Genomic DNA, 23545 nt, shown 5'->3' on the forward strand with positions numbered 1-23545 from the left:
TACAATCCCCCCATGCTTGATATTGTTCTACTCCGTAAAGACCTGGACGCCGTTGTCGCGCGTTTGCAGACCCGTAAAAATCCCCAGCCTTTCTTGAATGTGGAGGCGTTTCGTGCGTTGGAGGGTGAGCGCAAAACACTCCAGACCCGAACCGAAGAGCTGCAAAGCCAGCGCAACAGCTTGTCCAAACAAATTGGCATGCTCAAAGGCAAGGGCCAGCACGCCGAGGCCGATGCCGTGATGGCGCAAGTCGGCGCGATCAAGGACGAGCTGGACGCTTCGGCGCAGCGCCTGGAAGTGATCCAAGCCGAGCTGCAAGACCTGCTGCTGGCTGTGCCCAACTTGCCGCATGAGTCGGTGCCTGTGGGTGCGGGTGAAGAAGGCAACGTCGAGGTACGCCGTTGGGGCACGGTGCGCAGTTTTGACTTCGAGCTCAAGGACCATGTGGACATCGGCGAAAAGCTGGGCTTGGACTTTGCCACCGGCACCAAGCTGACTGGCTCGCGTTTTACCTTCATGCGCGGCCCGGTGGCCCGTTTGCACCGGGCGCTGGCGCAGTTCATGCTCGATGTGCAGACCACCGAGCATGGCTACACCGAGTGCTACACGCCCTACATCGTGAATGCAGACACGCTGCGCGGCACGGGCCAGCTGCCCAAGTTCGAGGCAGATTTGTTTGCTGCCAACAAGGGCGGCCAAGAGGGCGAAGAAAACCAGGCGCTGTACCTGATTCCGACATCCGAAGTGACGCTCACCAACGTCGTGCGCGACGAAGTCTTGGCTGAGAGCGATTTGCCCATCCAGCTCACGGCGCACACCCCTTGCTTCAGGTCTGAAGCGGGCAGTGGCGGGCGCGATGTGCGCGGCCTGATCCGTCAGCACCAATTTGACAAGGTCGAGATGGTGCAGATTGTGCACCCCGACACAAGCTACGAAGCGCTGGAGGCCATGACGGGCCACGCCGAAGCGGTGTTGCAAAAGCTGGGCTTGCCCTACCGCGTGATGAGCCTGTGCACGGGCGACATGGGCTTTGGTGCGAGCAAGACCTATGACCTGGAAGTCTGGGTGCCTGCCCAAAACACGTACCGCGAGATCAGCTCGGTCTCCAACTGCGAAGCGTTTCAGGCGCGCCGCCTGCAAGCGCGTTTTAAAAACGCACAAGGCAAGAACGAGTTGGTGCACACCCTGAACGGCTCGGGCTTGGCCGTGGGCCGTGCGCTGGTGGCGGTTTTGGAGAATTACCAGAACGCCGATGGCTCTGTCACGGTGCCTGAGGTGCTGAGACCCTATTTGGGTGGTTTGGAGACCCTTCGGGCCTGATAGAATATCGGCTTCGACAAACGACACCGAATCAGGAGAGGTGGCAGAGTGGTCGAATGTACCTGACTCGAAATCAGGCGTAGGGGCGACCCTACCGAGGGTTCGAATCCCTCCCTCTCCGCCAAATCAACCCCGCATGGCGCGCCATGTGGGGTTTTTTTCTGGCGCAATACCCAGTAAAAAAGAAGGTGTTGAGCCCAATTTTCATGGACGCATCTGAGATGCGAAGAGAAAAATCATGAACACCAGGATCTTGATCGCCGCCATTTTGACCTTGCCTTTGTTGCAAGGATGCACGGTTTTGGCCATTGCCGATGTGGCCGCCTCGACGGTGGTTTATGGTGCAAAAACGGTGGTCAATGTGGTCGATGCCGTGACCCCCGACATCATCAACAAAGACAAAGACTGAGGACTGGCTCAGCTTTTGCGGTGTTCGGCCAGATCGTTCCACACATCCTGGCGTGTGATCAGGCCATCACGCACTTCCATCCGATCAATGAAACGGATGCCCTCAAAAGACGAGCCATTGAGCCAAGTGCCTTGCAAGTTGCCGTGGCAAAACACCACCGTGGCATCGCCTTGCCAACTCTCTTCAAACTGCGCGTAGTCTTTGCGAATGGTGCTGTATCGCTGCTGCGCCCAAGAGACCAACTCGGGCAGGGTCCGCATGGTGACGCCACCCGGAAAACACATGACAAAGTCCGGGTGCAAGAAGCTTTGCGCTTTGGCCATGTCGCGCTCTTGCATGGCTTCCAAAAAAGACTTCACCACGTCTGAGGCCACTGGGTGTGCTGCGCGGCCACCACTGAACACCTTGCCGTCGCGCCGGTAGGTACTGACCTCGTTGATGAACACCGTGGTGCCCGCCTCGGGTGTTGCGATCACCGAACGCACCGCATTGGCCACGCGGTTGACCATGCGGTGCTGGGTGTCCGGGTCGTAGCCCGGCAGCAAGGTGATCGAAACAACGGGCATGAGATTTTGCTTAAATGCCCAACCAGCCGTTGGTACGCGCAAAGTGCAGCGCTTGTGTGCGGCTGTTGACGCCCAAGCGACGGAACAGACGCCAGAAGTGCACCTTGACCGTGTGCTCGCTGATGTCCAGTTTTTCGGCGATGTCGCGGTTGGACAGGCCCTGGTCCAGCATCAGGATCAGTTGTTTTTGACGTTTGGACAGTTTGGTGGGGCCGGCGGGCGTAGCCGCGTCTTCAATCGCGGCTTGCTCCTCGGTCACCAAAAGGTTGCGCAACGACGCGATGATTTGGGCCGGGCTGTCGGATTTTTCAATGAAGGCATCGGCGCCTGCTTCCAAGCAACGCGCCTCATACTCGCTCGCGCTGGAGCTGGTCACGACCACCAAGGGGATGTCTGGATACTTGGCCTTGAGGACCTGCACGCCCGACATGCCCAAGGTGTCTGGCAACTGCAGATCGAGGCAAAACAGTTCGGGCGCGCCATTTTTTTCAACCGTCGACTCAACCACGTTCAGTTTGTGAATCGGGATGATTTTCAGGCCTGGTTTGACACGATGGAGCAGCATGGTCAATGCGTCACGCATCAGGGGGTGGTCGTCAATGACGTAAACGGTCATGTTTTAATCTCCGCGCTAAACTGAAAGTATGAGGATATCAGTTTAAAGGGAATTTTGCTAGCTTTTTTGTTTAAAATAACAAAATCATTTTTGATTTGCAGCGTAAGAAGTCATCAAAAGGTTCAAAATTTCATTCAAAGAATCCGCAGTTTCCGATGTGGTTTCAAGCACTGAATGGAGTGAGGCCAAAGCGTTCGGCCCTTCGGTTTGCAATCGGGCGATGGTTTGCCCGGCCTCTTTGGGCGAGGCAAAGCCCAGGCTTTGCAACAAAACCTGACCTTTGGCATCCACCAGCTTGAAATAAAACTGGCCGTCTTTTTCGCGGTATTGCTTGAAGCTTGGCAGTGCGTTTTTCACTTCTTTGGTCACCGACTCGGCATGACCCGAAGACAAGGCACGCAGGCCCACGGCGTGGCGCAGCTCGCGCATGAACGGCGTGGCCAATTGGCGTGCTTTATCGGCCCCGGCTAGCAAAATTTTGTCCATCTGGGCAGGGTTGTCGATGAGGGCTTGGTAATGCTCGCGCATGGGCGCGATTTCGCGGTCAATGCGCTCGAACAACATGTGCTTGGCGTCTCCCCATCCGATGCCGTCGGCATAAGCGCGGGCCATGGCCGCTGTTTCTTCGGCGCTGGCGAAGGCCTGGTAAATCTGGAACAGGGCCGAGCCTTCGGTGGCCTTGGGTTCGCCCGGCGCTTTGGAGTCGGTCACGATGGCCGAAATTTGTTTGCGCATTTGCGCTGCGGGTGCGAACAACGGGATGGTGTTGTTGTAGCTCTTGCTCATCTTGCGGCCGTCAAGACCCGGCAGCAGCGCCACCGACTCCTCGATCACGGCTTCGGGCAAGACAAAGTGCTCGCCATACAAATGGTTGAAGCTCGAAGCCATGTCGCGGGCCATTTCGATGTGCTGGATCTGGTCGCGGCCCACGGGGACTTTGTGTGCCTTGAACATCAGGATGTCCGCGCCCATGAGCACCGGGTACATGAACAGACCCGCCGTCACGTCGCTGTCCGGGTCGTGGCCGGCGGCGTTGTTTTTGTCGACAGCGGCCTTGTAGGCGTGGGCACGGTTGAGCACGCCCTTGCCCGTCACGCAGGTCAGCAGCCAGGTGAGTTCGGGTATTTCAGGAATGTCCGACTGGCGGTAAAAGGTGACTTTGTCCGGGTCCAACCCCGAGGCGATCCAACTGGCGGCGATCTCGAGGGTGGAGCGCTGGATGCGTGCGGGCTCGTCGCACTTGATGAGCGCGTGGTAGTCGGCCAAAAAGTAAAAGCCATCGGTGCTGGTGTCGCGGCTGGCTTGTACCGTGGGACGGATGGCGCCCACGTAGTTGCCCAAGTGGGGGGTGCCGGTGGTGGTGATGCCGGTGAGAACGCGGGTGCGGGTCTTGGAGTTCATGGGAAAAGCAGGCAATCGAAAAAATTCAGCGTCAAAAATTAGCGCAACAAAGCGGCCAGTGGGCTGAGGGTGAGCTTCAAAAAGTCAAAGGTCAGGCCCATCAGGGGTTGCATCCACCAGGCGCTGATGAGGCCGGTGAGCACCAAGGCCATGACAATGAAAAAGCCCCAGGGCTCTAAGCGCGAGACCAGCACCGCCTGCCGCCAGGGCAGCACACCCACCAGAATGCGCCCGCCGTCCAGCGGCGGCAGCGGAAAGAGGTTGAAGGCGAACATGACCACATTGGTCAGCATGCCGGCCTTGCACATCTCGATGAAAAACCGCTCGGTGACGCCGCTGCCTGTGAGCACGTAAAACAGCACGCCCCACAGCAGCGCTTGCACCAGATTCGCGCCTGGCCCGGCCAGGGCGACCCAAACCATGTCGCGCTTGGGCTGGCGCAGTCGGTCAAAGCGCACGGGCACCGGTTTGGCGTAGCCAAACAAAAATGCACCACTGGTGCTGAAGTAAAGCAGCAGCGGTAGCAAGATGGTGCCCACCGGGTCGATGTGCGGGATGGGGTTGAGCGTGACACGGCCCAGCATGGACGCGGTGTTGTCACCCAGGCGCATCGCAGCGTAGCCGTGGGCAGCCTCGTGCAGTGTGATCGCGAAGATCACCGGCAGGGCGTAAATCAAAACGGTTTGGATGAGATCGGACATATTCAGCACCCGATTGTCTCAGACCCGTCTGTGTGTTGGCGCGGGCAGGGGCTTGGGGGCCTCGAATCCTCGGAGAAAGGCTTGCGCAGCGTCTTTGTGCAGGCTTTGGCCAAGAGGACTCTGACCCTGAGCCCGGCCAGAAATATTTAACCTTGGACAGGCAAAAAGCGCTCCACCAACAAGGACCAGTAGGCCGAGCCCACGGCCACATTCTGGTCGTTGAAGTCGTAGCCTGGGTTGTGCACCATGCAAGCCCCGTGGCCGTCACCTGACCCATCGCCATTGCCGATGAGCAAATAGCAGCCGGGCACCTCTTCGAGCATGAAGGCGAAGTCTTCACTGCCCGTCAGCGCAGGGCCTTGGTGCGTGACGTTGGCTGCACCCACCAGTTCCACGCCCACTTGGCGCGCAAAATCGGTCTCTCTGATGTGGTTGACCAGCACCGGATAACCGCGCTGGTAGTCGATGTGGGCCTGCACACCGTAGCTGATGGCCTGTGCATGGACCAGCTCGGTGATGCGTTTTTCAAGCAGCACGCGCACGTCACGGTCCAGCGAACGCACGCTCAGGCGTAGCGTGGCTGTTTGCGGGATCACGTTGTTGGCCACGCCCGCATGAAAAGCCCCAACGGTGATGATGGCCACTTGTTGCGGGTCGACGTTGCGCGCCACGATGCTTTGCAGGCCCATGACGATGGCGGAACCCGCCACGACCGGGTCGGCCGCGCGGTGCGGCAGCGCCCCATGGCCTCCCGTGCCTTCGATGGTGATGGTCACGTTGTCCGAGGACGCCATGGCCGCTCCATCGCGGAACACCAGTTGGCCTTGCGGGTGGCCCGGCATGTTGTGCATGCCAAACACGGCGTCGCAGGGGAATTGCGTGAAGAGTCCGTCTTCCATCATCTTTTTGGCACCGCCTAGGCCTTCTTCGGCCGGCTGGAAGATCAGGTTGACGGTGCCAGAAAACTCGGCATCTTGGGCAATGTGCTTGGCTGCGGCCAGCAGCATGGCGGTGTGGCCGTCGTGGCCGCAGGCGTGCATGACGCCCACGTTGCAGCTGGCATAGGGCAAGCCCGTGGCCTCATCAATGGGCAACGCGTCCATGTCGGCGCGGATACCGATGCTGCGGCTGCCCGTGCCCTTTTTGATTTGCCCCACCACGCCCGTGCCGCCCAGGCCGCGCTTGACCGCATAGGCCCAGGCGCTGAGCTGCTCGGCCACCAGGTCGCTGGTGCGGTACTCCTGGTAACCCATCTCGGGGTGGCGGTGGATGTCGCGGCGCACCGCGATGAACGCATCCGCCTGCGCCTGCAGAGCATGTAGTTTGTCGTGCAAAAAAGCTTCGGTAGGGGTGTTCATGGCCAGGCCTTGCGCTTTACTGGGGTTGCAGGTTCATCGATTTGGCGATGGCACGGTATTTGGCCGTGTTGTCGCTGTACACCTTGGCCAGCGCGGGCAGCGCCTGTGGGCGGGGCACCACCATGGCCTGCGCTTCGAGCGCGGCACGGATGGCCGGGTCGTTGGCGACTTCGCCCAGTGCCTTGTTCAGGGCCTGCACCACCGCTTCGGGGGTGTCCTTGTGCACGAAATAACCCGACCAGGTGTCAAACACAAAGCCTTTGAGGGCTTTGCTGTCATTGAGCGGTGGCGCTTTTTTGAACAGGTCTTGGTGATCGGCAGACAGCACAGCCACGGCCTTGAGCTTGCCCTCGTCGACCAAGGCCACTTGGCCCTTGCCATAGGGGGTCATGAACACATCGACCAGACCGCCCATCATGTCCTGAAAGGCCGGTGCACCGCCCTTGTAAGGCACATGGGTCATCGGGATGCCGGTGATCTTGGACATGTGCTCGCCCAGCAGGTGGTACATGGAGCCTGGCCCCACGCTGGCAAATGTCAGCGGTTTGCCTTCGGCGGCGGCTTTTTTGGCATAGGCGATCAGCTCGTCACCGTTGTTGGCGGGCAGGTCCTTGCGGGCCAGCATCGCCATCGGGTTGATGGTGATCATCTGCACCAGTCGGAAGTCTTCGCTCTTGTATTTGATGGCGGCATTGGCCAGCGGGGCCAGCACCAGTTCGTTGGGCGAGCCCTGGAAGATGTAGTAACCGTCGGCCGGGCTGTTCAGGATTTTTTGGGCCGCAATGCCGCCGCTGGCACCGCCTAAGTTTTCCACCAGCACGGGCTGGCCCAGGTGCTTGGCCAGCGTGGTGTTGATGGTGCGGGCGATCACATCAGACAGGCCGCCAGCGGGGTAGGGCACCATCAGGGTGACGGGCTTGTTGGGAAAGCTTTGGGCGGCAGCGCCTTGGGCCACCATTAGGCTGGTCAAACCGGCGGCCAGCAGGCCCTTGAGCAAAGTGCGGTGATTCATGGGTTTGTCTCCTCTTGGGGGTGGTTGGCCGGACATCGGCCTTTGACGCATATTAGGAACCGGCTTAGGATGTGTTCAATGCATTATTTTTCTTGTTTTCATTCATTGAGTGAATAAATGAACCTCAAGCACCTGGAGCACTGGCTGGCGCTGGCCGAGACCGGATCGTTCAGCCGCGCCGCTGAAAAACTGCACATCACCCAGTCGGCGCTCAGCCGCAGCATCCAGGTGCTCGAAGAAGACCTGGGCGGCCCGCTGGTGGACCGTGTGGGCAAAAAAAACGAGCTGACCCCGCTGGGCCTGTCGGTTCTGGAACGGGCGCGGCGCATCGTGCACGAGGCACAAGAACTTCGGCAGGGCGCGGCTTTGTTGCAACAAGGTGGTTTGGGCAGTTTGCGGGTGGGGCTGGGCTCGGGGCCCGGGGCCATGCTGATGACGCCCTGGCTGCGTTACATGGCAGAGCACCACCCCACGGTGCAGGTGTCGGTGTCGCGGGGCTCCACCGAGTTGCAGCTCACCCAGCTGCGCGAGCGGCAACTCGACGCCTTGGTGGTGGACGTGCGTCGGGTGGATGCCGCACGTGACTTGAATGTGGCGCATGTGGTGGAGATGCGGGCCGGCTTTGTGTGCCGCCAGGGACACCCACTGCTGGGTCTCTACCCCGAGGGTGCACCCTTTAACGCCCTGCTGGCCTACCCCATTGCCTCGATCCCGCTGTCACAAGAAGTGGCGCGCTTGCTGGTGGACCACTACGGCCCGCAGGCCAACCCGGCACAAATGACCACCTTGCAGTGCGAAGACATCGCCAGCTTGCTCGATGTGGTGGGGCAGACCGATGCGATTTATTTGGGCATTGTCGGGGCCGCGCGCGAGGGCATGACCCAAGGGGTTTTGATGGAGCTGCCCATGCAAATGCCTTTGCAAGGGCAGGCTCGGCTGGGCCTCATCACGCTGGTCGGTCGCACCGAGTTACCTGCCCTGGCGGTGTTTCGCGAATTTGTCCAAAAACACATGACCGATTGACGCTCCAAAGGGAATCAGGATGCAGGAATGGCTTTACCCCATCGGGGTGGTTTTGTTGGGTTACACGGTGCTGGGGTTGACGGGCTTTGGCTCGGCGCTGGTCATCGTGCCCTTGTTGGCTTGGCAGTGGCCCTTGCCTGAAGTTGTGGCGCTGACTTTGCTGATGGACGTGCCCGCTTCCGCTTTCCACAGCGGGCTGAATTGGCGGCAGGTTCAGTGGCGCGAGCTGCGACGCCTGTTGCCCGGCATGGTGCTGGGCACGCTGGTGGGCTTGTGGCTGGTGCAGCACATGAACAGCCGCTGGCCGCTGCTGTTGCTGGGGGCGTATGTGGCCGGGGTGGGTGTCAATGCCTTGCGGCCGAAGGCGTCTCAAGCTTCCACCGCCGCACCCGCTTGGGCCTGGCCGGTCGGGGCTGCCATCGGCCTGGTGGAGATGGTTTTCGGCACCGCTGGCCCTTTGGTGGTGGCCTGGCTGAGCCGCCGCTTGTCGGATGTGCAGCAGATGCGGGCCAGCACGCCCTTGATCATTGCGGTGGCGGCGGCCACGGTGTTGCTGGGTATGGCTTGGGAGGGGCGTTTGTCCAGCGACTGGATCTGGCAGCGCTGGACGGTACTGATCGGCGTGGCGCTGGCCGGTGTGTGGTTGGGCCACCGCGTGTCGCACCGCGTGCCCGTGGCACGGCTGCGCCAAATCATTTGCGCCTTGTTGGTGCTCAGTGGCTTGATGCTGGCGCTGGGGGCTTTGCGCTGAACTCTGAAGTCACGTCGGCAAGCATGCCAACGGTCAAAAAAGGGGAGCCCATGGCTCCCCTTTTTTTGTGCAAGCGCGGACAACGCTCACATCAACAGGTGCTCACCCGCGTTGTCGCCGCCCAGGATCACATAGTTCACTTTGCGGATGTCCATCAGCTTGGTGCCGCCGGCGTAGCTGATCGAGCTTTGCACGTCCTGCTCCATCTCAATCAGCGTGTTGGCCAGCTTGCCCTTGATCGGCTCCAGAATGCGCTTGCCTTCCACGTGCTTGTACTCGCCCTTGTTGAAGTCAGACGCTGAGCCGTAGTACTCCTTGAACATTGCGCCATCGACCTCCACCGTCTTGCCGGGCGATTCTTCGTGGCCAGCGAACAGCGAGCCGATCATGACCATGCTCGCGCCAAAGCGGATGCTCTTGGCAATGTCGCCGTGGCTGCGGATGCCGCCGTCGGCAATGATCGGCTTGGTCGCCACGCGGGCGCACCACTTGAGCGCCGACAACTGCCAGCCGCCCGTGCCAAAACCGGTTTTCAGCTTGGTGATGCACACCTTGCCGGGGCCCACGCCCACTTTGGTCGCGTCAGCGCCCCAGTTTTCCAGGTCGATCACGGCTTCGGGTGTGGCCACGTTGCCCGCGATCACGAAGCTGGTGGGCAGCTTGGCCTTGATGTAGCCAATCATGTCGCGCACGCTGTCGGCGTGGCCGTGGGCGATGTCGATGGTGATGTATTCGGGCACCAGACCTTCGGCGGCCAGCTGATCCACCGTAGCGCGGTCCGGGGCTTTGACACCCAGCGAGATCGAGGCGTAAACGCCTTTGGCGTGCATGTCGCGCACGAACTGGACGTTGTCCAGGTCAAAGCGGTGCATGACGTAGAAGTAGTTGTTTTGCGCCATCCACAGGCAGATGGTTTCATCCACCACCGTCTTCATGTTGGCCGGCACCACCGGCAAACGGAAGGTGCGGCTGCCCAAGGTGACGCCTGCGTCGCACTCAGAACGGCTTTCCACGCGGCACTTGCGTGGCAAAAGCAGGATGTTGTCGTAATCAAAAATTTCCATGAGAAAACCAAGCTCCAAAGAGGATCGTTGAAAGAACGAGTGAGCGCTTGGCTTGGCCGGTTTTTTGGCCCCTGTGGTGAACCCGTTGCAAGTTCAGGGCAAAAAAAACCGGGCGCAAGAATCTTGGGCCCGGTGGCTGATTGTACCCGCATGTCGCGGCCAAATTCAACAAACGCCTTATTGGCCCATTTGGGCCGGGTGGGTGCTGCGTGTTTTATTTGAGCTGATATGCCCAGTTGATCACCGGAGGGGTCAAGGGCTGGCTGATTTCGGTCCCGTTGCTTTGAACGGGCAGGTTTCGAATGCTTTGAACCGTGCTGTTCAGGCCCGAAATCACAGTGCCAAAAACGGCATAGCCCCCTGAGCTGGTGTTCAAAAAAGTGTTGTCCACAACGTTGATGAAAAACTGGTTGGTGGCACTGTTAAGCACATTGGTTCTTGCCATCGCAATGGTTCCAGTTGTATTACTCAAACCGCTAATTGAAGTGGTTTCGAGTGCAATGGGGTCGTAAAGCGTACCAACTTTGGTATTGGCGCCGCTGATGGGAACGCCAGTAAAACCACCGCCTTGGATCATGAAATTGGCCAGGACGCGATGGAACACTGTCTGGCTGTAAAAACCATCGTTGACGTAGCGCAAAAAGTTGGCCGTGGTGATGGGGGCTTTGGTTGACTCCAATGCCAAGACAAATTCGCCCAAACTGGTGGAAACGCACACCGTGGGCAAAGCGCTGCTTTGAGAGGCGGTGACACCGTCGGCAGAGCAAGCGCCAGCCACTCGCTCAAACACGGCACTGAGATTGTTTGCCGCGTCCTTGCTCCACACGTAATAACGGGTGGGCGTCGTGGGCGTTGCGGTGGTGAATGCTCCATTGGCGCTGAAGCAGCTGTCTGACGACGAGGGTGCTGTGGCATCGGTTTTGAAGCAGTAGCCGGTCACTCCGGTGGCGTCGCTGGCACTGGCGGTCAAGGTGACTTGTCCGTTGCTGGGAGGGCTGACGCTGACACCAGAAATGGTGGGAGCCGTGGTGTCTGGGGCACTGCCGCCCCCGCCCCCGCCGCCGCAGGCCGACAGAAAGAAGACGCAAAAGGAGACCGCTGAAATCTGTTTGAATCGCATGTTTCTTCGATGGTGGAAATTGAAGGAGCCGATCCGTCAATTGTATGCACCGGTTTTGGTCTTGGTGTCTTGAAGGTTGAATCACTTTCGACTCAGCCGAGCCATCCGGGCATTCAGGTTTCAAGGTGTTCCTACAATCGAGGCCTATGCAGTCTGATTCCCCACCGAACACTTCGTCGCCTCTGCTGGCCCAACTCAATGACGAGCAGCACCGCGCCGTGGCCTTGCCGCCCGAACACGCGCTGATCTTGGCGGGCGCTGGTTCTGGCAAAACCCGGGTGTTGACCACCCGCATCGCTTGGCTCTTGCAAACCTCGCAGGTTTCGCCCGGCGGCATTTTGGCGGTGACCTTCACCAACAAGGCCGCCAAGGAGATGAAGCTGCGTTTGCAGTCCATGCTGCCGGTCAATGTGAACGCGATGTGGATCGGCACCTTCCACGGGCTATGCAACCGGTTTTTGCGGGCGCATTTTCAGTTGGCGGGTTTGCCGCAGACGTTTCAAATTTTGGACACGCAAGACCAGCTGTCGGCCATCAAGCGGCTGTGCAAGCAGTTCAATGTGGACGAAGACCGCTTCCCCCCGAAGCAGTTGCAGTATTTCATTTCTGGTTGCAAAGAAGACGGGCAGCGCCCGGTCGATGTGACGGTGCGCGACGACGAGACGCGCCGCAAGGTGGAGCTGTACCAGCTGTACGAAGAGCAATGCCAGCGCGAAGGCGTGGTGGATTTTGGTGAGCTGATGCTCCGCTCTTATGAATTGCTGCGCGACAACGCGCATGTGCGCGAGCATTACCGCCGCCGGTTCCGCCACATCTTGGTGGACGAGTTTCAGGACACCAACAAACTGCAATACGCCTGGCTCAAACAGCTGGCCGGGCTGCCAGGCGAAGGGGGTGAGTGTGCCATCTTGGCCGTGGGCGATGACGACCAGAGCATTTACGCCTTTCGGGGGGCGCGCGTGGGCAACATGGCCGACTTTGTTCGCGAGTTCCAGGTGCAACACCAGATCAAGCTGGAGCAAAACTACCGCAGCTTCAGCAACATCCTCGACTCGGCCAACCACCTGATCAGCCACAACAAGACCCGTTTGGGCAAAACCCTGCGCACCGACCAGGGTGCGGGCGAGCCGGTGCGGGTGGTCGAATCACCGTCTGACTTTGCCGAGGCGCAGTGGCTGGTGGAAGAGCTTCGCCAATTGGTCAAACAAGACGGTTTTGAGCGCAAGGAAGTGGCTCTGCTGTACCGCAGCAACGCCCAAAGCCGGGTGCTGGAAACCGCGCTGTTCAACGCCGGTTTTCCGTACCGCGTGTACGGTGGTTTGCGCTTTTTTGAACGGGCCGAAATCAAGCACGCACTGGCCTATTTGCGCCTGATGGAGAACCCCAGCGACGACACCAGCTTTTTGCGGGTGGTCAACTTTCCGCCGCGCGGCATCGGTGCACGCAGTGTGGAGCAGCTGCAAGACGCGGCGCGTGCCGCAGGCTGCTCATTGCACGACGCGGTGAGCGCCACCACCGGCAAGGCGGGGGCCAATTTGGCGGCGTTTGTGGCCATGGTGGATGTGCTGCGCGAGCAGACTGAAGGTCTCACACTGCGCGAGATCATCGACTTGGTGCTGGACAAGACCGGCTTGGTGACACACTACCGCGCCGAAAAAGAAGGCGCGGACCGGGTCGAGAACTTGGAAGAATTGGTCAACGCCGCCGAGAGTTTTGTCACTCAAGAAGGCTTTGGCCGCAGCGCGGTGGCCCTGCCGCAGGGTCTGTCGCAAAGCCCGGCCAGCCAGGGCTTGACGGCCGCAGGAGATGGATCGCCACGCTTCGCTCGCGATGACGGGATAGGTGCTCGCGATGATGGGGTAGGTGCTCGCGATCATGGGGCTGGTGCGCGCGATGGCACCCCTGATGTCACTGCGAGCGAAGCGCGGCAGTCCATGGTGGGATTGGGCAGCGAGTTCGGCGAAGACGGCGTCACCATGAGCCCCTTGGCGGCTTTCCTGACCCACGCCTCGCTCGAAGCCGGCGACAACCAAGCGCAAGCCGGTGAGGACGCGGTGCAGCTCATGACCGTGCATGCCAGCAAAGGTTTGGAGTTTGACGCGGTGTTCATCACGGGTCTGGAAGAAGGCCTGTTTCCGCACGAAAACGCCATGAACGACTTTGACGGGCTCGAGGAAGAACGCCGCTTGATGTACGTGGCCATCACCCGCGCGCGCAAGCGTCTGTACCTCAGCCATTCGCAAACCCGCATGCTCCATGGCCAGACCCGCTACAACTTGAAAAGCCGCTTTCTGGAAGAGTTGCCCGAGGAGTGCCTCAAGTGGGTCACGCCCAAAAATGGCGGCTTCTCTAACCTTGGCTCTGCAGGCGGTGGTGGCGCCAGCACCGCAGGCGGCGGCTGGCCGCAAACCCCGGCCTTCAACCGCCACGCTCGGCCCGCATGGGGCCAAAGCAGCTTGAGCACTGAAACCTACAAAAGTCCGCCTGTGCCGGTGCAAAAAGCCGAGCCTGAGCACGGCATCACTGCGGGTAAAAACGTGTTCCACACCAAGTTTGGCGAGGGCAAAGTGCTGGCCGTCGAGGGCGTGGGGGCCGATGCCCGTGCCCAAGTCAACTTCCCGCGCCACGGCGTGAAATGGCTGGCGCTGAGCGTGGCCAAACTCACCGTGGTTTGAGTCCTATTTCTTTTCTGAAGGTCTCCATGAAAATCACCCAAGACACCGTTGTCACGATGCAGTACAAAGTGACCAATGCCCAAGGCCAGTTGCTGGACAAGGCGCAAGAGCCGACCTCGTATTTGCACGGCGGCTATGACAACACCTTCCCCAAAATCGAAGCCGCGCTCGAAGGCCAGGAGGTGGGCTTTAGCACCACTTTGAAACTGGCCCCGGCTGATGCCTTTGGCGAGCGCGACGAGAGCTTGGTGCAGACCATCCCCAAAAGCGAGTTTCCACCCGGGGTCAAAGTGGGTGGTCAGCTGCGTGGGCGCACGCCCGATGGGCAAGAGCAAGTGTTCAATGTGCTCAAAATCAAGGGCGACAAGGTGATCCTCGACGGCAACCATCCTTGGGCTGGGCAGCACCTGACGCTGAGCCTGAAGGTGATGGAAGTGCGGGCGGCCTCAGCCGAGGAGGTGACGCACCGCCACGCACACGGGGCGCACGGCCACCACCACTGAGCTGCTGAGCTATTTACTCGGGCCGATCCGCGCTGGCGGGCGGCTCGTCGTAGACATCGGTCGAGAAGCAGTCGCGCACCGAAAACAGCATGGAGGTGAAGAACATGGCCGCCACCATCAGCGCCAAGGGCATGAAGGTGGCCGTCATCAGGCCCGGATTGCCCATGAGGCTGGAAATCAGCAGCGCCAGGACACCGGTCAACATGAAAACCACACCCCAGGCGAACACATAAACCACAAAGGCCTTGAGGTTGCGCCAGCAGGCCATGAAGCTGAAAAACAGACTTTTGACCGCGGGCATGCCGTACCAGTGCACCAAGGCAGGCGCATGCCAGAACATCATGGACAGCGGCACATAAAACAACATGGACACCCACAGGGCGGTCTGGAACGAGTCGGCTGTGACCACCTCGGGCGTCATGGCAGCGCCGCCAAAATAGACCTTGGCAAAAGTGCCGCCATCGGCCAATGTGGACAGGAACATCACGACCAAAAAAATCACCGCGTACAAGCCACCCAAATGGAACATGGTTTTGCGGTGAGGCCCGTCTTTGAAGGCCACAAACAACACACTGGGCATGGGGAACTTGCCTTCTGAAGCCATTTGCGTTGCAGCCATCATGCCCAGCGTCAGCGGGGGCAAGACGATGAGGGCCAATGCGCCGCCCACGAAAGGGACGATGGACACGATCGACACCGTGGCCATGAACAAAAAGAACAAACCGGACAGGGCCAGCGGCTGACGCCAGAAGGTGGTCATGCCTTGACTGACCCATTTGAGGCCTGTTTTGGCGGGAACGATTTTCAAATTCATGGTGTTCAGACGAGGTCGGACAAGGAAACGGGTTGTTGCACACGGCCGCGCAAAACGCGTTCGAAATGGGTTGGATCGTGCGGAGTGAGCATGGCCGCTTCGCGGGGCAGATGGTAGTCCCACAGGCGCGAAATCCAAAAGCGCAAAGCCCCTGCGCGCAAAAGGGCAGGCAGCAACTCGCGCTCGGCGCCTGCCAAGGGGCGTGCCCGGTTGTAGGCCTGCACCATGGCCTGGGCTCGGGCTGCGTCGTGCACACCCGTGGGCAGGTCAATGCACCAGTCGTTCAGGCACACGGCCAAGTCAAAAAGCCAGGTGTCCACGCCCGCAAAATAAAAGTCAAAAAAGCCCGTCAGCTGATCGCCGTCAAACATCACGTTGTCACGGAACAGGTCGGCATGCACCGGGCCACGGGGCAGAGCGGAGAAGGCTGGGCCTTCGACGATGTGGTTTTGGTAGGCCAGTTCGCTGCGCAGCAAGGCGGCTTGGGGGCCATCGAGGTGGGGCAGCACCACGGGCACGGTTTCGTTCCACCAAGGCAGGCCGCGCAAATTGGGCTGGCTGCGGTTGTAGTCGGCCCCGGCCAAGTGCATGCGCGCGAGCATGTCGCCCACGGCGGCGCAGTGCACGGCCTGGGGCTGCAGCTGGCTTTTGCCGGTCAGCTTGTTCACCACGGCGGCAGGTTTGCCGCACAGGGTGTGCAGCACATCGCCGTCGCGGTTGGCGGCTGGATCGGGCACCGGGATGCTGCGCCCGGCCAGGTGCTTCATCAGGAACAGATAAAACGGCAGCTGTTCGTGCGTCAAGCGTTCGAACAGGGTGAGCACATACTCACCTTGGTCGGTGGTGGCGAAGTAGTTGGTGTTTTCAATCCCGCCTTCGATGCCGCGCAAAGCGGTGAGCTGGCCCAGGTTCAGGGCTTGCATCAGGTCGTTGGCCTGGGTTTCGGTGACTTCGGTGAATACCGCCATGGTTGCAATCGGTGGGCCTGTAGGCTGGCCGGAGGGTGTATTGAAGCCGTGATTGTAGGCGGCGGCGATGTGTGATCTGCAGCCTGAGCACCCCGGTGCGCGTGGTAACTTCCCTCGCTTCACACTCACCTCAAACAGGAGTTACCCATGTCAGACAGCCCAGTCGACCGCATCGTTCGTTTGCACCGCGTGCTGAAAACCTCGCCCGATAAGGTGTACCGGGCCTTTCTGGATGCCGATGCGATGAGCAAATGGCTGCCGCCTTATGGTTTTACCTGCAAGGTGCACCACATGGAGCCGCGTGTGGGCGGCACTTTTCGAATGTCCTTTTGCAATTTTTCGACGGGCAGTGGCCATTCGTTTGGCGGTGAATACCTGGAGTTGGTGCCCAACGCGCTGATCCGCTACACAGACCAGTTCGATGACCCGAACCTGCCGGGGGTGCTCGAAGTGACGGTGAGCCTCAAGCCGGTGCTGTGCGGCACCGAACTCAGCATCGCGCAGTCGGGCATTCCGGATGTGATTCCGCTGGAGATGTGTTACCTCGGCTGGCAGGAGTCGCTGGCGCAATTGGCCCATTTGGTGGAGCCCGATATCGAGGGTTGACCGAACCGGTCAGCCCGGCTGGGGGTGGTGGGGCCGTGCACAATCGGGGGATGAGCGAAAACACCCCTGACACCGCCCCCACCACGGCCCCCAATGTGGCCCCATCCGCCACAAAACCCAGCTTGTTGCTGGTGGACGGCTCCAGTTATTTGTACCGCGCGTTCCACGCCATGCCCGATCTGCGGGCCGTGCCGGGCGACCCGACGAGCGCCGCCACCGGGGCGATTCGCGGCATGATCAACATGATGGAGCGGCTGCGCAAGGATGTGCCCACCGTCTATGCCGCGTGTGTCTTTGATGCCAAGGGCCCGACTTTCCGTGACACGCTGTACCCCGAGTACAAGGCCAACCGCAGCCCCATGCCCGACGATTTGCGCACGCAGATCGAGCCGATCCACGAATTGGTGCGCCTGATGGGCTGGACGGTGCTGGACGTGCCGGGGGTGGAAGCCGACGATGTGATCGCCACACTGGCCCACGTGGCGGCGCAGCAGGGCATCCAAGTCACGGTGTCGAGCGGTGACAAAGACTTGAGCCAGTTGGTCAACGAGCACATCACCATCATCGACACGATGAACGGCAAGGTGCGTGATGTGGCGGGCGTGACGGCCGAGTTTGGTGTGCCGCCTTCGCTCATGATCGACTACCAAACCCTGGTGGGCGACACGGTGGACAACGTGCCTGGTGTGGCCAAGGTCGGCCCCAAAACGGCCGCCAAGTGGCTGATGGAATACGGCTCGCTCGACAACTTGATGGCGCATGCCCATGACATCAAAGGTGTGGCGGGAGAGAACCTGCGCCAAGCGGTGGACTGGCTGCCCAAGGGCCGCGCCTTGGTGAGCATGAAAACCGATTGTGATTTGAACGGTTGGGTGCCCGATTTGCCGTCGCTGGCCAGCTTGCACCTGCACGAGCCCGACAAGGACAAGTTGCTGAATTTTTACCAGACCTATGGTTTCAAAGGTCTGGTGCAGTCGCTCGGTGGGGTTATGCCTGCGCCTGCGGCCAAAGCCAAAGCGGCCAAACCCAAAGACACGGGCATGGATGACTTGTTTGGCGAGCCCAGCGCCAGTTTTTCTGAGGCCGTCATTGCGAGCGAAGCGCGGCAATCTGCAGAACACCCAGACCTACGGCATCGCGATGACGTTCTGGTGTTGAACTACGCCACGATCAACGACTGGACCACTTTCGAGCAGTGGCTGGCGCGCATCGAACAAGCGCCGCTGACCGCCATCGACACCGAAACGACTTCGCTCGACGCCATGCGCGCCGAGATTGTGGGCATTTCGCTGAGCGTCAAGCCCGGCGAGGCGGCCTACATTCCGCTGGCCCACAACGGCCCGGGTGCGCCCGAGCAACTGCCTTTGGCCGATGTGCTGGCCAAGCTCAAGCCCTGGCTCGAAAACCCGGCCCGCCACAAGCTGGGTCAGAACATCAAATACGACCGCCATGTGTTTGCCAACCACGGCATCGAGGTGCAGGGCTACGCCCACGACACCATGCTCCAAAGCTACGTGCTCGAAGTGCACAAACCGCACGGCCTCTCCAGTCTTGCCGAGCGCCATGTGGGCCGCAAAGGTGTGACTTACGAAGACCTGTGCGGCAAAGGTGCGCACCAGATTCCGTTTTCCCAGGTGGACGTGGACAAAGCCGCGCATTATTCGTGCGAAGACTCTGACCAATGCTTTGACGTACACCTGGCGTTGTGGCCGCAAATCGAGGCGCATGCGGGCCTGAAGTATGTCTACGCGCTGGAGATTGCCACCAGCGAAGCGCTCTACCGCATCGAACGCAACGGCGTGCTGATCGACGCGCCCACGCTGGCGGCGCAAAGCCAGGCGCTGGGCGAGCGCATCGTGCAGCTCGAAACAGAAGCCTACGAGATCGCTGGCCAGCCCTTTAACCTCAGCAGCCCCAAGCAGTTGGGGGAGATCTTTTTTGACAAGCTGGGCCTGCCCGTCATCAAAAAAACCGCCACCGGCGCGCGCAGCACCGACGAAGAGGTGCTGGAGAAATTGGCCGAAGACTACCCGCTGCCCGCCCGCATCTTGGAGCACCGCAGCCTGGCCAAGCTCAAGGGCACCTACACCGACAAGCTGGCGCAGCTGGCCTTGCCGCGCACGGGCCGTGTGCACACGAATTACGCGCAGGCCGTGGCCGTCACGGGCCGCCTGTCGAGCAACGAGCCCAATTTGCAAAACATCCCGGTGCGCACCGCCGAAGGGCGCAAGGTGCGCGAGGCTTTTGTGGCCCCGGCGGGTTGTGTGATTGCGAGTGCCGACTACAGCCAGATCGAGCTGCGCATCATGGCGCACCTGAGCGACGACGCGGCCTTGCTCAAGGCCTTTCACGAAGGGCTGGACGTGCACAAAGCCACGGCCGCCGAGGTGTTTGGCGCGACGCCCGACACCGTTACCAGCGAGCAGCGCCGTTACGCCAAGACCATCAACTTCGGGCTGATTTACGGCATGAGCGCATTCGGTTTGGCCAAGGCGCTGGGCATCGACAACACCGCCGCCAAGAACTACATCACCCGTTACTTTGAGCGTTTTGCGGGGGTCAAACACTACATGGACGCGACCCGAGAGCAAGCCAAAGCGCTGGGTTATGTGGAGACCGTGTTTGGCCGCCGCCTGATGCTGCCCGAGATCAACAGCCCCAACGGCCCGCGCCGCGCCGGGGCCGAACGCGCCGCCATCAACGCCCCCATGCAGGGCACAGCGGCCGACCTGATCAAGCTGAGCATGGTGGCGGTGCAAAATGCGCTGGACGAACAAGGCAAGGCCACCAAAGTGATCATGCAGGTGCACGACGAACTGGTGTTTGAGGTGCCTGAATCAGAGGTGGAATGGGTGCGCACCGAGATCCCACGCATCATGGCCGGTGTGGCCGACCTGAAGGTGCCCCTGCTGGCCGAAGTGGGCTTTGGTCCGAACTGGGAACAGGCCCACTGAGCCTGCTCCTGTGGGAGCGGTCTGCGACCGCGATCAGAGCGCCGTGCCACATCATTCGCGGCCAGAGACCGCTCCTACAAATGTCTATCACGGTGCTTGCCAAGGCTGAGCCTGCCCTTGTAGGAGCGGTCTCCGACCGCGATCAGAGCAACGTGCTTCATCATTCGAGGTGAGAGACCGCGCCTACGGCATCGATAACGGTTCTTGCCAGGGTGTGTGCTTGTGCATGATGGCGGCGAACAGCGCTGAGGCTTCAAAATCCTCCAGCCACTTCGCCAAGGCAAGCCAGGACTGCCCAGCAAACCAGGTCGGATTGGTGTGGGCGTATTGACGCACAAAAGGGGCTACCGCGGCATCGGCCAAGCCGAAGTGCCCGCCAGCCAAAAAAGGCTGTGCGCGCAGCTGCCCATCCAGCGTACGCAGCCACAGCGCCGCTGCATCGCGGTCGGCCGCGCCGCTGTCCAGACCCGATCTGTTGGGGTATTTGTAGCGGTCCAGTTGTTGTTTGAAGGGGCCGTCGTTGTATGCGATCAGCGCCAAGGCCTCCTGCATGGCCACCTCTGAGCGGGGCAGCCATTTCAGAGGATCATGCTCGCGCAGCGCCCACTGCATGATGTCCAGACTTTGTTCCAGTACCCGATCGCCTGCCGTGCTGCGCAGCCACAGAACCGGCACCGTGCCTTTGGGCGAGAGGGACAGCATGTGAGCAGGCTTTTGCTTCAGAACCACTTCGCGGTGTTCGTGGGCCACGCCGCTGGCGAGCAGGGCCAGCCGGGCCCGCATGGCGTAGGGGCAGCGGCGAAACGAATAAAGGACAGGCAGGGCGGATTCAGACATGGTGACAGTTTAAATCTCCACCCTGGTGCAAGTCCGTAGCGACTGTGCCAAGATAAAGCCCTTTTTACGGCATGACCAAGGAGGCCTCCTTTGAACCCCAACCTGATTGAAGACACTCAAGCCCTGCTGGGTGGGCGCATTGATGCGACTGGCGCCACTCGTTGCACCGCTTTGAAAGCAGCTTTGGGCGTGGGTTATGCGGCGGCTGCCGTGCCGATCATGGCGCAAACGGCCATTAAAACGCCTTCCACAGGCTTGGTTTCTGGCGAAGTGACCATTGACGTGAATGGTTTCAAGATGCCCGTCTACCGCAGCGCGCCTGCGGGCAAGACCGGTTTACCCGTGGTGCTGGTGATTTCTGAAATTTTTGGTGTGCACGAGTACATCGCCGACGTCACGCGTCGCCTGGCTCAGGCCGGTTACATGGCCATCGCACCGGAGCTGTTTGTGCGCCAGGGCGACCCCAATGAGTACGGCGAAATTGCCAAACTGCAAGCAGAAATCATCTCCAAAGTGCCCGATGCACAGGTCATGACTGATCTGGACGCCTGCGTGGCTTGGGCTGCAGCCAATGGTGGCAATACCGACAAATTGGCCATTACTGGCTTTTGCTGGGGCGGTCGCATCACTTGGCTGTATGCGGCGCACCAGCCCAAACTGAAGGCGGGTGTGGCTTGGTACGGCCGTTTGGTGGGCAATGCCACAGCGCAAACGCCCACGCACCCGTTGGCCTTGGTCGGCAGCCTCAAGGCGCCCGTGCTGGGTTTGTACGGCGCGGCCGACACGGGCATCCCCCTTGACACGGTTGATAAGATGAAAGCTGAACTGGCCAAAGGGCCTGCAGGGGCCAAATCCAGCGAGTTTGTGGTTTATCCTGAGGCCCCGCACGCTTTCCATGCCGACTACCGGGGCAGCTACCGCAAGGGACCTGCTGAAGACGGCTGGCAGCGTTTGCTGGCTTGGCTCAAGCGCAACGGCGTGGCCTGATTTTTTTGAATGCAAACATCGCCCTTTGGGGCGAAGGCCCCAAAAACCGTCCTTTGGGACGAGGGCCTTAGAAACCGCCCTTCGGGGCGGTTTGTTTTGGGGTGCATGGCACCCCGGGAAACACGATGACTTTATTGGCGATTTTGGTGGGCACTTTGGTGGCGGGCATTGGCAGTGTCTGGGTGGCGGCTTGGCTGAGTTTCGGCATCTTGAGCCGCTACACCCAGCACATGCTGAGCTTGGCCGCTGGGGCCTTGATGGCGACTTCGTTTTTACACCTCTTGCCTGAGGCCTTCGAGAGCGAGGCCGGCGCGCACGAGCTGTTCATGACTTTGCTGGTGGGTTTGCTGTTTTTTTTCCTGCTCGACAAAGCCGAACTCTGGCACCACGGGCATGAGCATGGGCATGGCCATGATCACGGGAATGGCCACGATCATGGGCATGCGCACCCAACCCATGCCCACGACGAGCCACGCCGAGGTCAGTGGGCCGTGTTGGCGGGTGACAGCGTGCACTGTTTTGGCGACGGCATCTTGATTGCTTCAGCCTTCATCGCCGACATGCGCTTGGGCGTGATTGCCGCGCTGGCCGTGCTGGCCCACGAAATCCCTCACCACATGGGCGATCTGGCGGTGCTGCGCCAAGGCAGCAGCAGCCGCCAAGCAGCCATCGTCAAGGTGTCCATGGCAGGGGCCATCACAGCTTTGGGCGGAGCTGTGGGTTATGTGTTGGTTGATGCGCTGCACGACTGGCTGCCGTATTTTCTGGTGGTGGCCAGCAGCAGCTTTGTGTATGTGGCCTTGGCTGACCTGATTCCCCAATTGCAAAAGCGCCTGTCAGCCCGCGAAACAGCGGCTCAGATCCTTTGGCTGAGCGTGGGCATCGGCATGGTGGTCATCGTCAGCGCCTTGGCGGGGCACCAGCACTGACGGGGTGGTTCAAACGGGCGTGTGCCTCGCCCATCGCGCACGGAGTGCGCTGCTACAAATTCAGCCTTTGGCGCACGGCAGACCGGGCGTGCGGCACCACTCGCTCCAGCTGCCCGCATACAGGGCCGTGGGGCCAAACCCGGCCAATTCCATCGCGATCAGATTGGGCACGGCCGTGACGCCGCTGCCGCAGTGGTGCACCACGCTGGTGGCCGAACGGCCCGCCAGCAACTGGCTCCATTCCGCCCTCAGCTGCTCTGGGCTCTTGAAGCGCCCGTCTTCGGTGAAGTTCTCGGTGAAAGGGCGGTTCAACGCGCCAGGGATGTGGCCTGCCACTGGGTCCAGCGGCTCCACTTCGCCTCGGTAACGGGCGCCAGCTCGGGCGTCGACCACGGTTTGGGTGGCTTGGCCCAAGGCGGCCGAGACCGCATCGGTCAGCACCAGTTGGCGCAGCGGCGTTTTCAGCTCGAAACGGGCTGGAGCGGCAGGTGGGACAGGCCCTGAGTCCAAGCCGCCGCCTGCGTCTTTCCAGGCTTGCAGACCGCCGTCGAGCACGGCCACGGCCTCGTGCCCCAGCCACTTGAGCATCCACCACAAACGGCCGCAGTAGTGGCCCTTGTTGCGGTCGTACACCACGATTTGCATGCCGTTGTGCAGACCCAGGCTGCCCAGCCACTGCGCCACGATCTCGCGTTGCGGCAAGGGGTGGCGTCCGCCATTGGCGGCTTGACCTGGGATGTGAGTGCTGAGGTCTTTGTCCAGGTGCGCAGGCAAGGCCCCTGCGATGCGTTCACTGGCAAAAAAACCATCGGCCAGTTCGGGTTTCATCAGGTCAAAGCTGCAGTCGAGCACGGCGCAGGGCGTGCCTTGGGTCTGCAGTGCTTGCAATTGCGTGGCAGTGATCAACAAGGGGTACATGGCAGAAGTCTCC

General features: G+C 60.6%; 22 protein-coding genes and 1 tRNA gene. 11 read left to right on the forward strand and 12 right to left on the reverse strand.

The genetic code is table 11. The features are described from left to right. Window positions 1–12: 12 nt before the first annotated feature. The 3 genes from serS to B9Z50_RS17605 all read left to right on the forward strand — a co-directional run bounded on the left by serS (window position 13) and on the right by B9Z50_RS17605 (window position 1729). The gene (serS, locus tag B9Z50_RS11385; protein ID WP_108364462.1) at window positions 13–1320 is read left to right on the forward strand and encodes a serine--tRNA ligase; all 1308 of its coding nucleotides are present in this window, start codon (window positions 13–15) and stop codon (window positions 1318–1320) included. 34 nt (window positions 1321–1354) lie between these two features. Next, a tRNA-Ser gene (locus B9Z50_RS11390) sits at window positions 1355–1444 on the forward strand. Window positions 1445–1558: 114 nt separating this feature from the next. Further along, entirely contained in the window at window positions 1559–1729 is a 171-nt protein-coding gene (locus tag B9Z50_RS17605; RefSeq protein WP_158270665.1) for a hypothetical protein, read from the forward strand. 8 nt (window positions 1730–1737) lie between these two features. Here B9Z50_RS17605 and B9Z50_RS11395 read toward each other — a convergent pair whose 3' ends face one another. From B9Z50_RS11395 to B9Z50_RS11420, 6 genes are all read right to left on the reverse strand, one after another. Further along, the gene (locus B9Z50_RS11395; protein ID WP_108364464.1) at window positions 1738–2295 is read right to left on the reverse strand and encodes a nuclear transport factor 2 family protein; all 558 of its coding nucleotides are present in this window, start codon (window positions 2293–2295) and stop codon (window positions 1738–1740) included. Between the two features lie 10 nt (window positions 2296–2305). Further along, window positions 2306–2911 carry a response regulator transcription factor gene (locus B9Z50_RS11400; RefSeq protein WP_108364466.1) on the reverse strand — a complete coding sequence of 202 codons (606 nt, stop codon included), beginning with the start codon at window positions 2909–2911 and terminating at the stop codon, window positions 2306–2308. Window positions 2912–2995: 84 nt separating this feature from the next. Next, on the reverse strand, window positions 2996–4312 hold the full coding sequence (locus tag B9Z50_RS11405) for a tryptophan--tRNA ligase (RefSeq protein WP_233249841.1): 1317 nt from the start codon (window positions 4310–4312) through the stop codon (window positions 2996–2998). Window positions 4313–4350: 38 nt separating this feature from the next. After that, entirely contained in the window at window positions 4351–5013 is a 663-nt protein-coding gene (locus B9Z50_RS11410) for a site-2 protease family protein (RefSeq protein ID WP_108364468.1), read from the reverse strand. 146 nt (window positions 5014–5159) lie between these two features. Continuing rightward, window positions 5160–6371, reverse strand: a complete 1212-nt coding sequence (locus B9Z50_RS11415; protein WP_108364470.1) for a M20 aminoacylase family protein — start codon at window positions 6369–6371, stop codon at window positions 5160–5162. Window positions 6372–6387: 16 nt separating this feature from the next. Continuing rightward, on the reverse strand, window positions 6388–7383 hold the full coding sequence (locus B9Z50_RS11420; RefSeq protein WP_108364472.1) for a tripartite tricarboxylate transporter substrate binding protein: 996 nt from the start codon (window positions 7381–7383) through the stop codon (window positions 6388–6390). A 117-nt stretch (window positions 7384–7500) separates the two neighbouring features. Here B9Z50_RS11420 and B9Z50_RS11425 point away from each other — a divergent pair, with 117 nt between their 5' ends. Then, the gene (locus B9Z50_RS11425; protein ID WP_108364474.1) at window positions 7501–8406 is read left to right on the forward strand and encodes a LysR family transcriptional regulator; all 906 of its coding nucleotides are present in this window, start codon (window positions 7501–7503) and stop codon (window positions 8404–8406) included. Window positions 8407–8425: 19 nt separating this feature from the next. Beyond that, complete coding sequence (locus B9Z50_RS11430; RefSeq protein ID WP_108364476.1) at window positions 8426–9157, forward strand: sulfite exporter TauE/SafE family protein; 732 nt, start codon at window positions 8426–8428, stop codon at window positions 9155–9157. Between the two features lie 86 nt (window positions 9158–9243). On the opposite strand, the gene B9Z50_RS11435 is transcribed toward B9Z50_RS11430, so the two are convergent. Both B9Z50_RS11435 and B9Z50_RS11440 read right to left on the reverse strand, forming a co-directional pair. Then, window positions 9244–10221, reverse strand: coding sequence for a GMP reductase (locus B9Z50_RS11435; RefSeq protein WP_108364478.1), 978 nt, complete (start codon window positions 10219–10221; stop codon window positions 9244–9246). Window positions 10222–10435: 214 nt separating this feature from the next. Continuing rightward, window positions 10436–11341, reverse strand: coding sequence for a peptidylprolyl isomerase (locus B9Z50_RS11440; protein WP_108364480.1), 906 nt, complete (start codon window positions 11339–11341; stop codon window positions 10436–10438). Window positions 11342–11487: 146 nt separating this feature from the next. On the opposite strand from B9Z50_RS11440, the gene B9Z50_RS11445 reads away from it, so the two are divergent. Then, entirely contained in the window at window positions 11488–14016 is a 2529-nt protein-coding gene (locus B9Z50_RS11445) for a UvrD-helicase domain-containing protein (protein WP_108364482.1), read from the forward strand. Between the two features lie 26 nt (window positions 14017–14042). After that, a complete protein-coding gene (locus tag B9Z50_RS11450; protein ID WP_108364484.1) occupies window positions 14043–14519 on the forward strand; it encodes a peptidylprolyl isomerase in 477 nt (158 codons plus the stop codon). A 13-nt stretch (window positions 14520–14532) separates the two neighbouring features. On the opposite strand, the gene B9Z50_RS11455 is transcribed toward B9Z50_RS11450, so the two are convergent. After that, on the reverse strand, window positions 14533–15333 hold the full coding sequence (locus B9Z50_RS11455) for a BPSS1780 family membrane protein (protein WP_108364486.1): 801 nt from the start codon (window positions 15331–15333) through the stop codon (window positions 14533–14535). Between the two features lie 5 nt (window positions 15334–15338). Next, window positions 15339–16301, reverse strand: a complete 963-nt coding sequence (locus tag B9Z50_RS11460) for a homoserine kinase (protein ID WP_108364488.1) — start codon at window positions 16299–16301, stop codon at window positions 15339–15341. 147 nt (window positions 16302–16448) lie between these two features. Here B9Z50_RS11460 and B9Z50_RS11465 point away from each other — a divergent pair, with 147 nt between their 5' ends. Both B9Z50_RS11465 and polA read left to right on the forward strand, forming a co-directional pair. Then, window positions 16449–16907 carry an SRPBCC family protein gene (locus tag B9Z50_RS11465; protein WP_108364490.1) on the forward strand — a complete coding sequence of 153 codons (459 nt, stop codon included), beginning with the start codon at window positions 16449–16451 and terminating at the stop codon, window positions 16905–16907. 50 nt (window positions 16908–16957) lie between these two features. Further along, window positions 16958–19861 carry a DNA polymerase I gene (gene polA, locus B9Z50_RS11470; protein WP_233249842.1) on the forward strand — a complete coding sequence of 968 codons (2904 nt, stop codon included), beginning with the start codon at window positions 16958–16960 and terminating at the stop codon, window positions 19859–19861. 183 nt (window positions 19862–20044) lie between these two features. On the opposite strand, the gene B9Z50_RS11475 is transcribed toward polA, so the two are convergent. Continuing rightward, window positions 20045–20698, reverse strand: coding sequence for a glutathione S-transferase (locus tag B9Z50_RS11475; protein ID WP_108364492.1), 654 nt, complete (start codon window positions 20696–20698; stop codon window positions 20045–20047). Between the two features lie 90 nt (window positions 20699–20788). On the opposite strand from B9Z50_RS11475, the gene B9Z50_RS11480 reads away from it, so the two are divergent. Together B9Z50_RS11480 and B9Z50_RS11485 are read left to right on the forward strand one after the other, a co-directional pair. Further along, a complete protein-coding gene (locus tag B9Z50_RS11480; RefSeq protein WP_108364494.1) occupies window positions 20789–21685 on the forward strand; it encodes a dienelactone hydrolase family protein in 897 nt (298 codons plus the stop codon). Between the two features lie 125 nt (window positions 21686–21810). Beyond that, window positions 21811–22614, forward strand: a complete 804-nt coding sequence (locus B9Z50_RS11485; RefSeq protein ID WP_108364496.1) for a ZIP family metal transporter — start codon at window positions 21811–21813, stop codon at window positions 22612–22614. Between the two features lie 60 nt (window positions 22615–22674). Here the strand turns inward: B9Z50_RS11485 and B9Z50_RS11490 are convergent, their stop codons facing one another. Next, window positions 22675–23532, reverse strand: coding sequence for a sulfurtransferase (locus B9Z50_RS11490; RefSeq protein ID WP_108364498.1), 858 nt, complete (start codon window positions 23530–23532; stop codon window positions 22675–22677). Window positions 23533–23545 lie beyond the last annotated feature (13 nt).

This window comes from Limnohabitans sp. Bal53 (assembly GCF_003063355.1).
Classification (GTDB): Bacteria; Pseudomonadota; Gammaproteobacteria; order Burkholderiales; family Burkholderiaceae_C; genus Limnohabitans_A.

Bases quoted from the DNA above. Each gene is read 5' to 3' on its own strand.
- B9Z50_RS11490 (WP_108364498.1), bottom strand. From the start codon at position 23,532: ATGTACCCCTTGTTGATCACTGCCACGCAATTGCAAGCACTGCAGACC.
- B9Z50_RS11395 (WP_108364464.1), bottom strand. From the start codon at position 2,295: ATGCCCGTTGTTTCGATCACCTTGCTGCCGGGCTACGACCCGGACACC.
- B9Z50_RS11460 (WP_108364488.1), bottom strand. From the start codon at position 16,301: ATGGCGGTATTCACCGAAGTCACCGAAACCCAGGCCAACGACCTGATG.
- B9Z50_RS11405 (WP_233249841.1), bottom strand. From the start codon at position 4,312: ATGAACTCCAAGACCCGCACCCGCGTTCTCACCGGCATCACCACCACC.
- serS (WP_108364462.1), top strand. From the start codon at position 13: ATGCTTGATATTGTTCTACTCCGTAAAGACCTGGACGCCGTTGTCGCG.
- B9Z50_RS11435 (WP_108364478.1), bottom strand. From the start codon at position 10,221: ATGGAAATTTTTGATTACGACAACATCCTGCTTTTGCCACGCAAGTGC.
- B9Z50_RS17605 (WP_158270665.1), top strand. From the start codon at position 1,559: ATGAACACCAGGATCTTGATCGCCGCCATTTTGACCTTGCCTTTGTTG.
- B9Z50_RS11400 (WP_108364466.1), bottom strand. From the start codon at position 2,911: ATGACCGTTTACGTCATTGACGACCACCCCCTGATGCGTGACGCATTG.
- B9Z50_RS11465 (WP_108364490.1), top strand. From the start codon at position 16,449: ATGTCAGACAGCCCAGTCGACCGCATCGTTCGTTTGCACCGCGTGCTG.
- polA (WP_233249842.1), top strand. From the start codon at position 16,958: ATGAGCGAAAACACCCCTGACACCGCCCCCACCACGGCCCCCAATGTG.
- B9Z50_RS11475 (WP_108364492.1), bottom strand. From the start codon at position 20,698: ATGTCTGAATCCGCCCTGCCTGTCCTTTATTCGTTTCGCCGCTGCCCC.
- B9Z50_RS11445 (WP_108364482.1), top strand. From the start codon at position 11,488: ATGCAGTCTGATTCCCCACCGAACACTTCGTCGCCTCTGCTGGCCCAA.
- B9Z50_RS11430 (WP_108364476.1), top strand. From the start codon at position 8,426: ATGCAGGAATGGCTTTACCCCATCGGGGTGGTTTTGTTGGGTTACACG.
- B9Z50_RS11450 (WP_108364484.1), top strand. From the start codon at position 14,043: ATGAAAATCACCCAAGACACCGTTGTCACGATGCAGTACAAAGTGACC.
- B9Z50_RS11425 (WP_108364474.1), top strand. From the start codon at position 7,501: ATGAACCTCAAGCACCTGGAGCACTGGCTGGCGCTGGCCGAGACCGGA.
- B9Z50_RS11415 (WP_108364470.1), bottom strand. From the start codon at position 6,371: ATGAACACCCCTACCGAAGCTTTTTTGCACGACAAACTACATGCTCTG.
- B9Z50_RS11485 (WP_108364496.1), top strand. From the start codon at position 21,811: ATGACTTTATTGGCGATTTTGGTGGGCACTTTGGTGGCGGGCATTGGC.
- B9Z50_RS11420 (WP_108364472.1), bottom strand. From the start codon at position 7,383: ATGAATCACCGCACTTTGCTCAAGGGCCTGCTGGCCGCCGGTTTGACC.
- B9Z50_RS11410 (WP_108364468.1), bottom strand. From the start codon at position 5,013: ATGTCCGATCTCATCCAAACCGTTTTGATTTACGCCCTGCCGGTGATC.
- B9Z50_RS11440 (WP_108364480.1), bottom strand. From the start codon at position 11,341: ATGCGATTCAAACAGATTTCAGCGGTCTCCTTTTGCGTCTTCTTTCTG.
- B9Z50_RS11455 (WP_108364486.1), bottom strand. From the start codon at position 15,333: ATGAATTTGAAAATCGTTCCCGCCAAAACAGGCCTCAAATGGGTCAGT.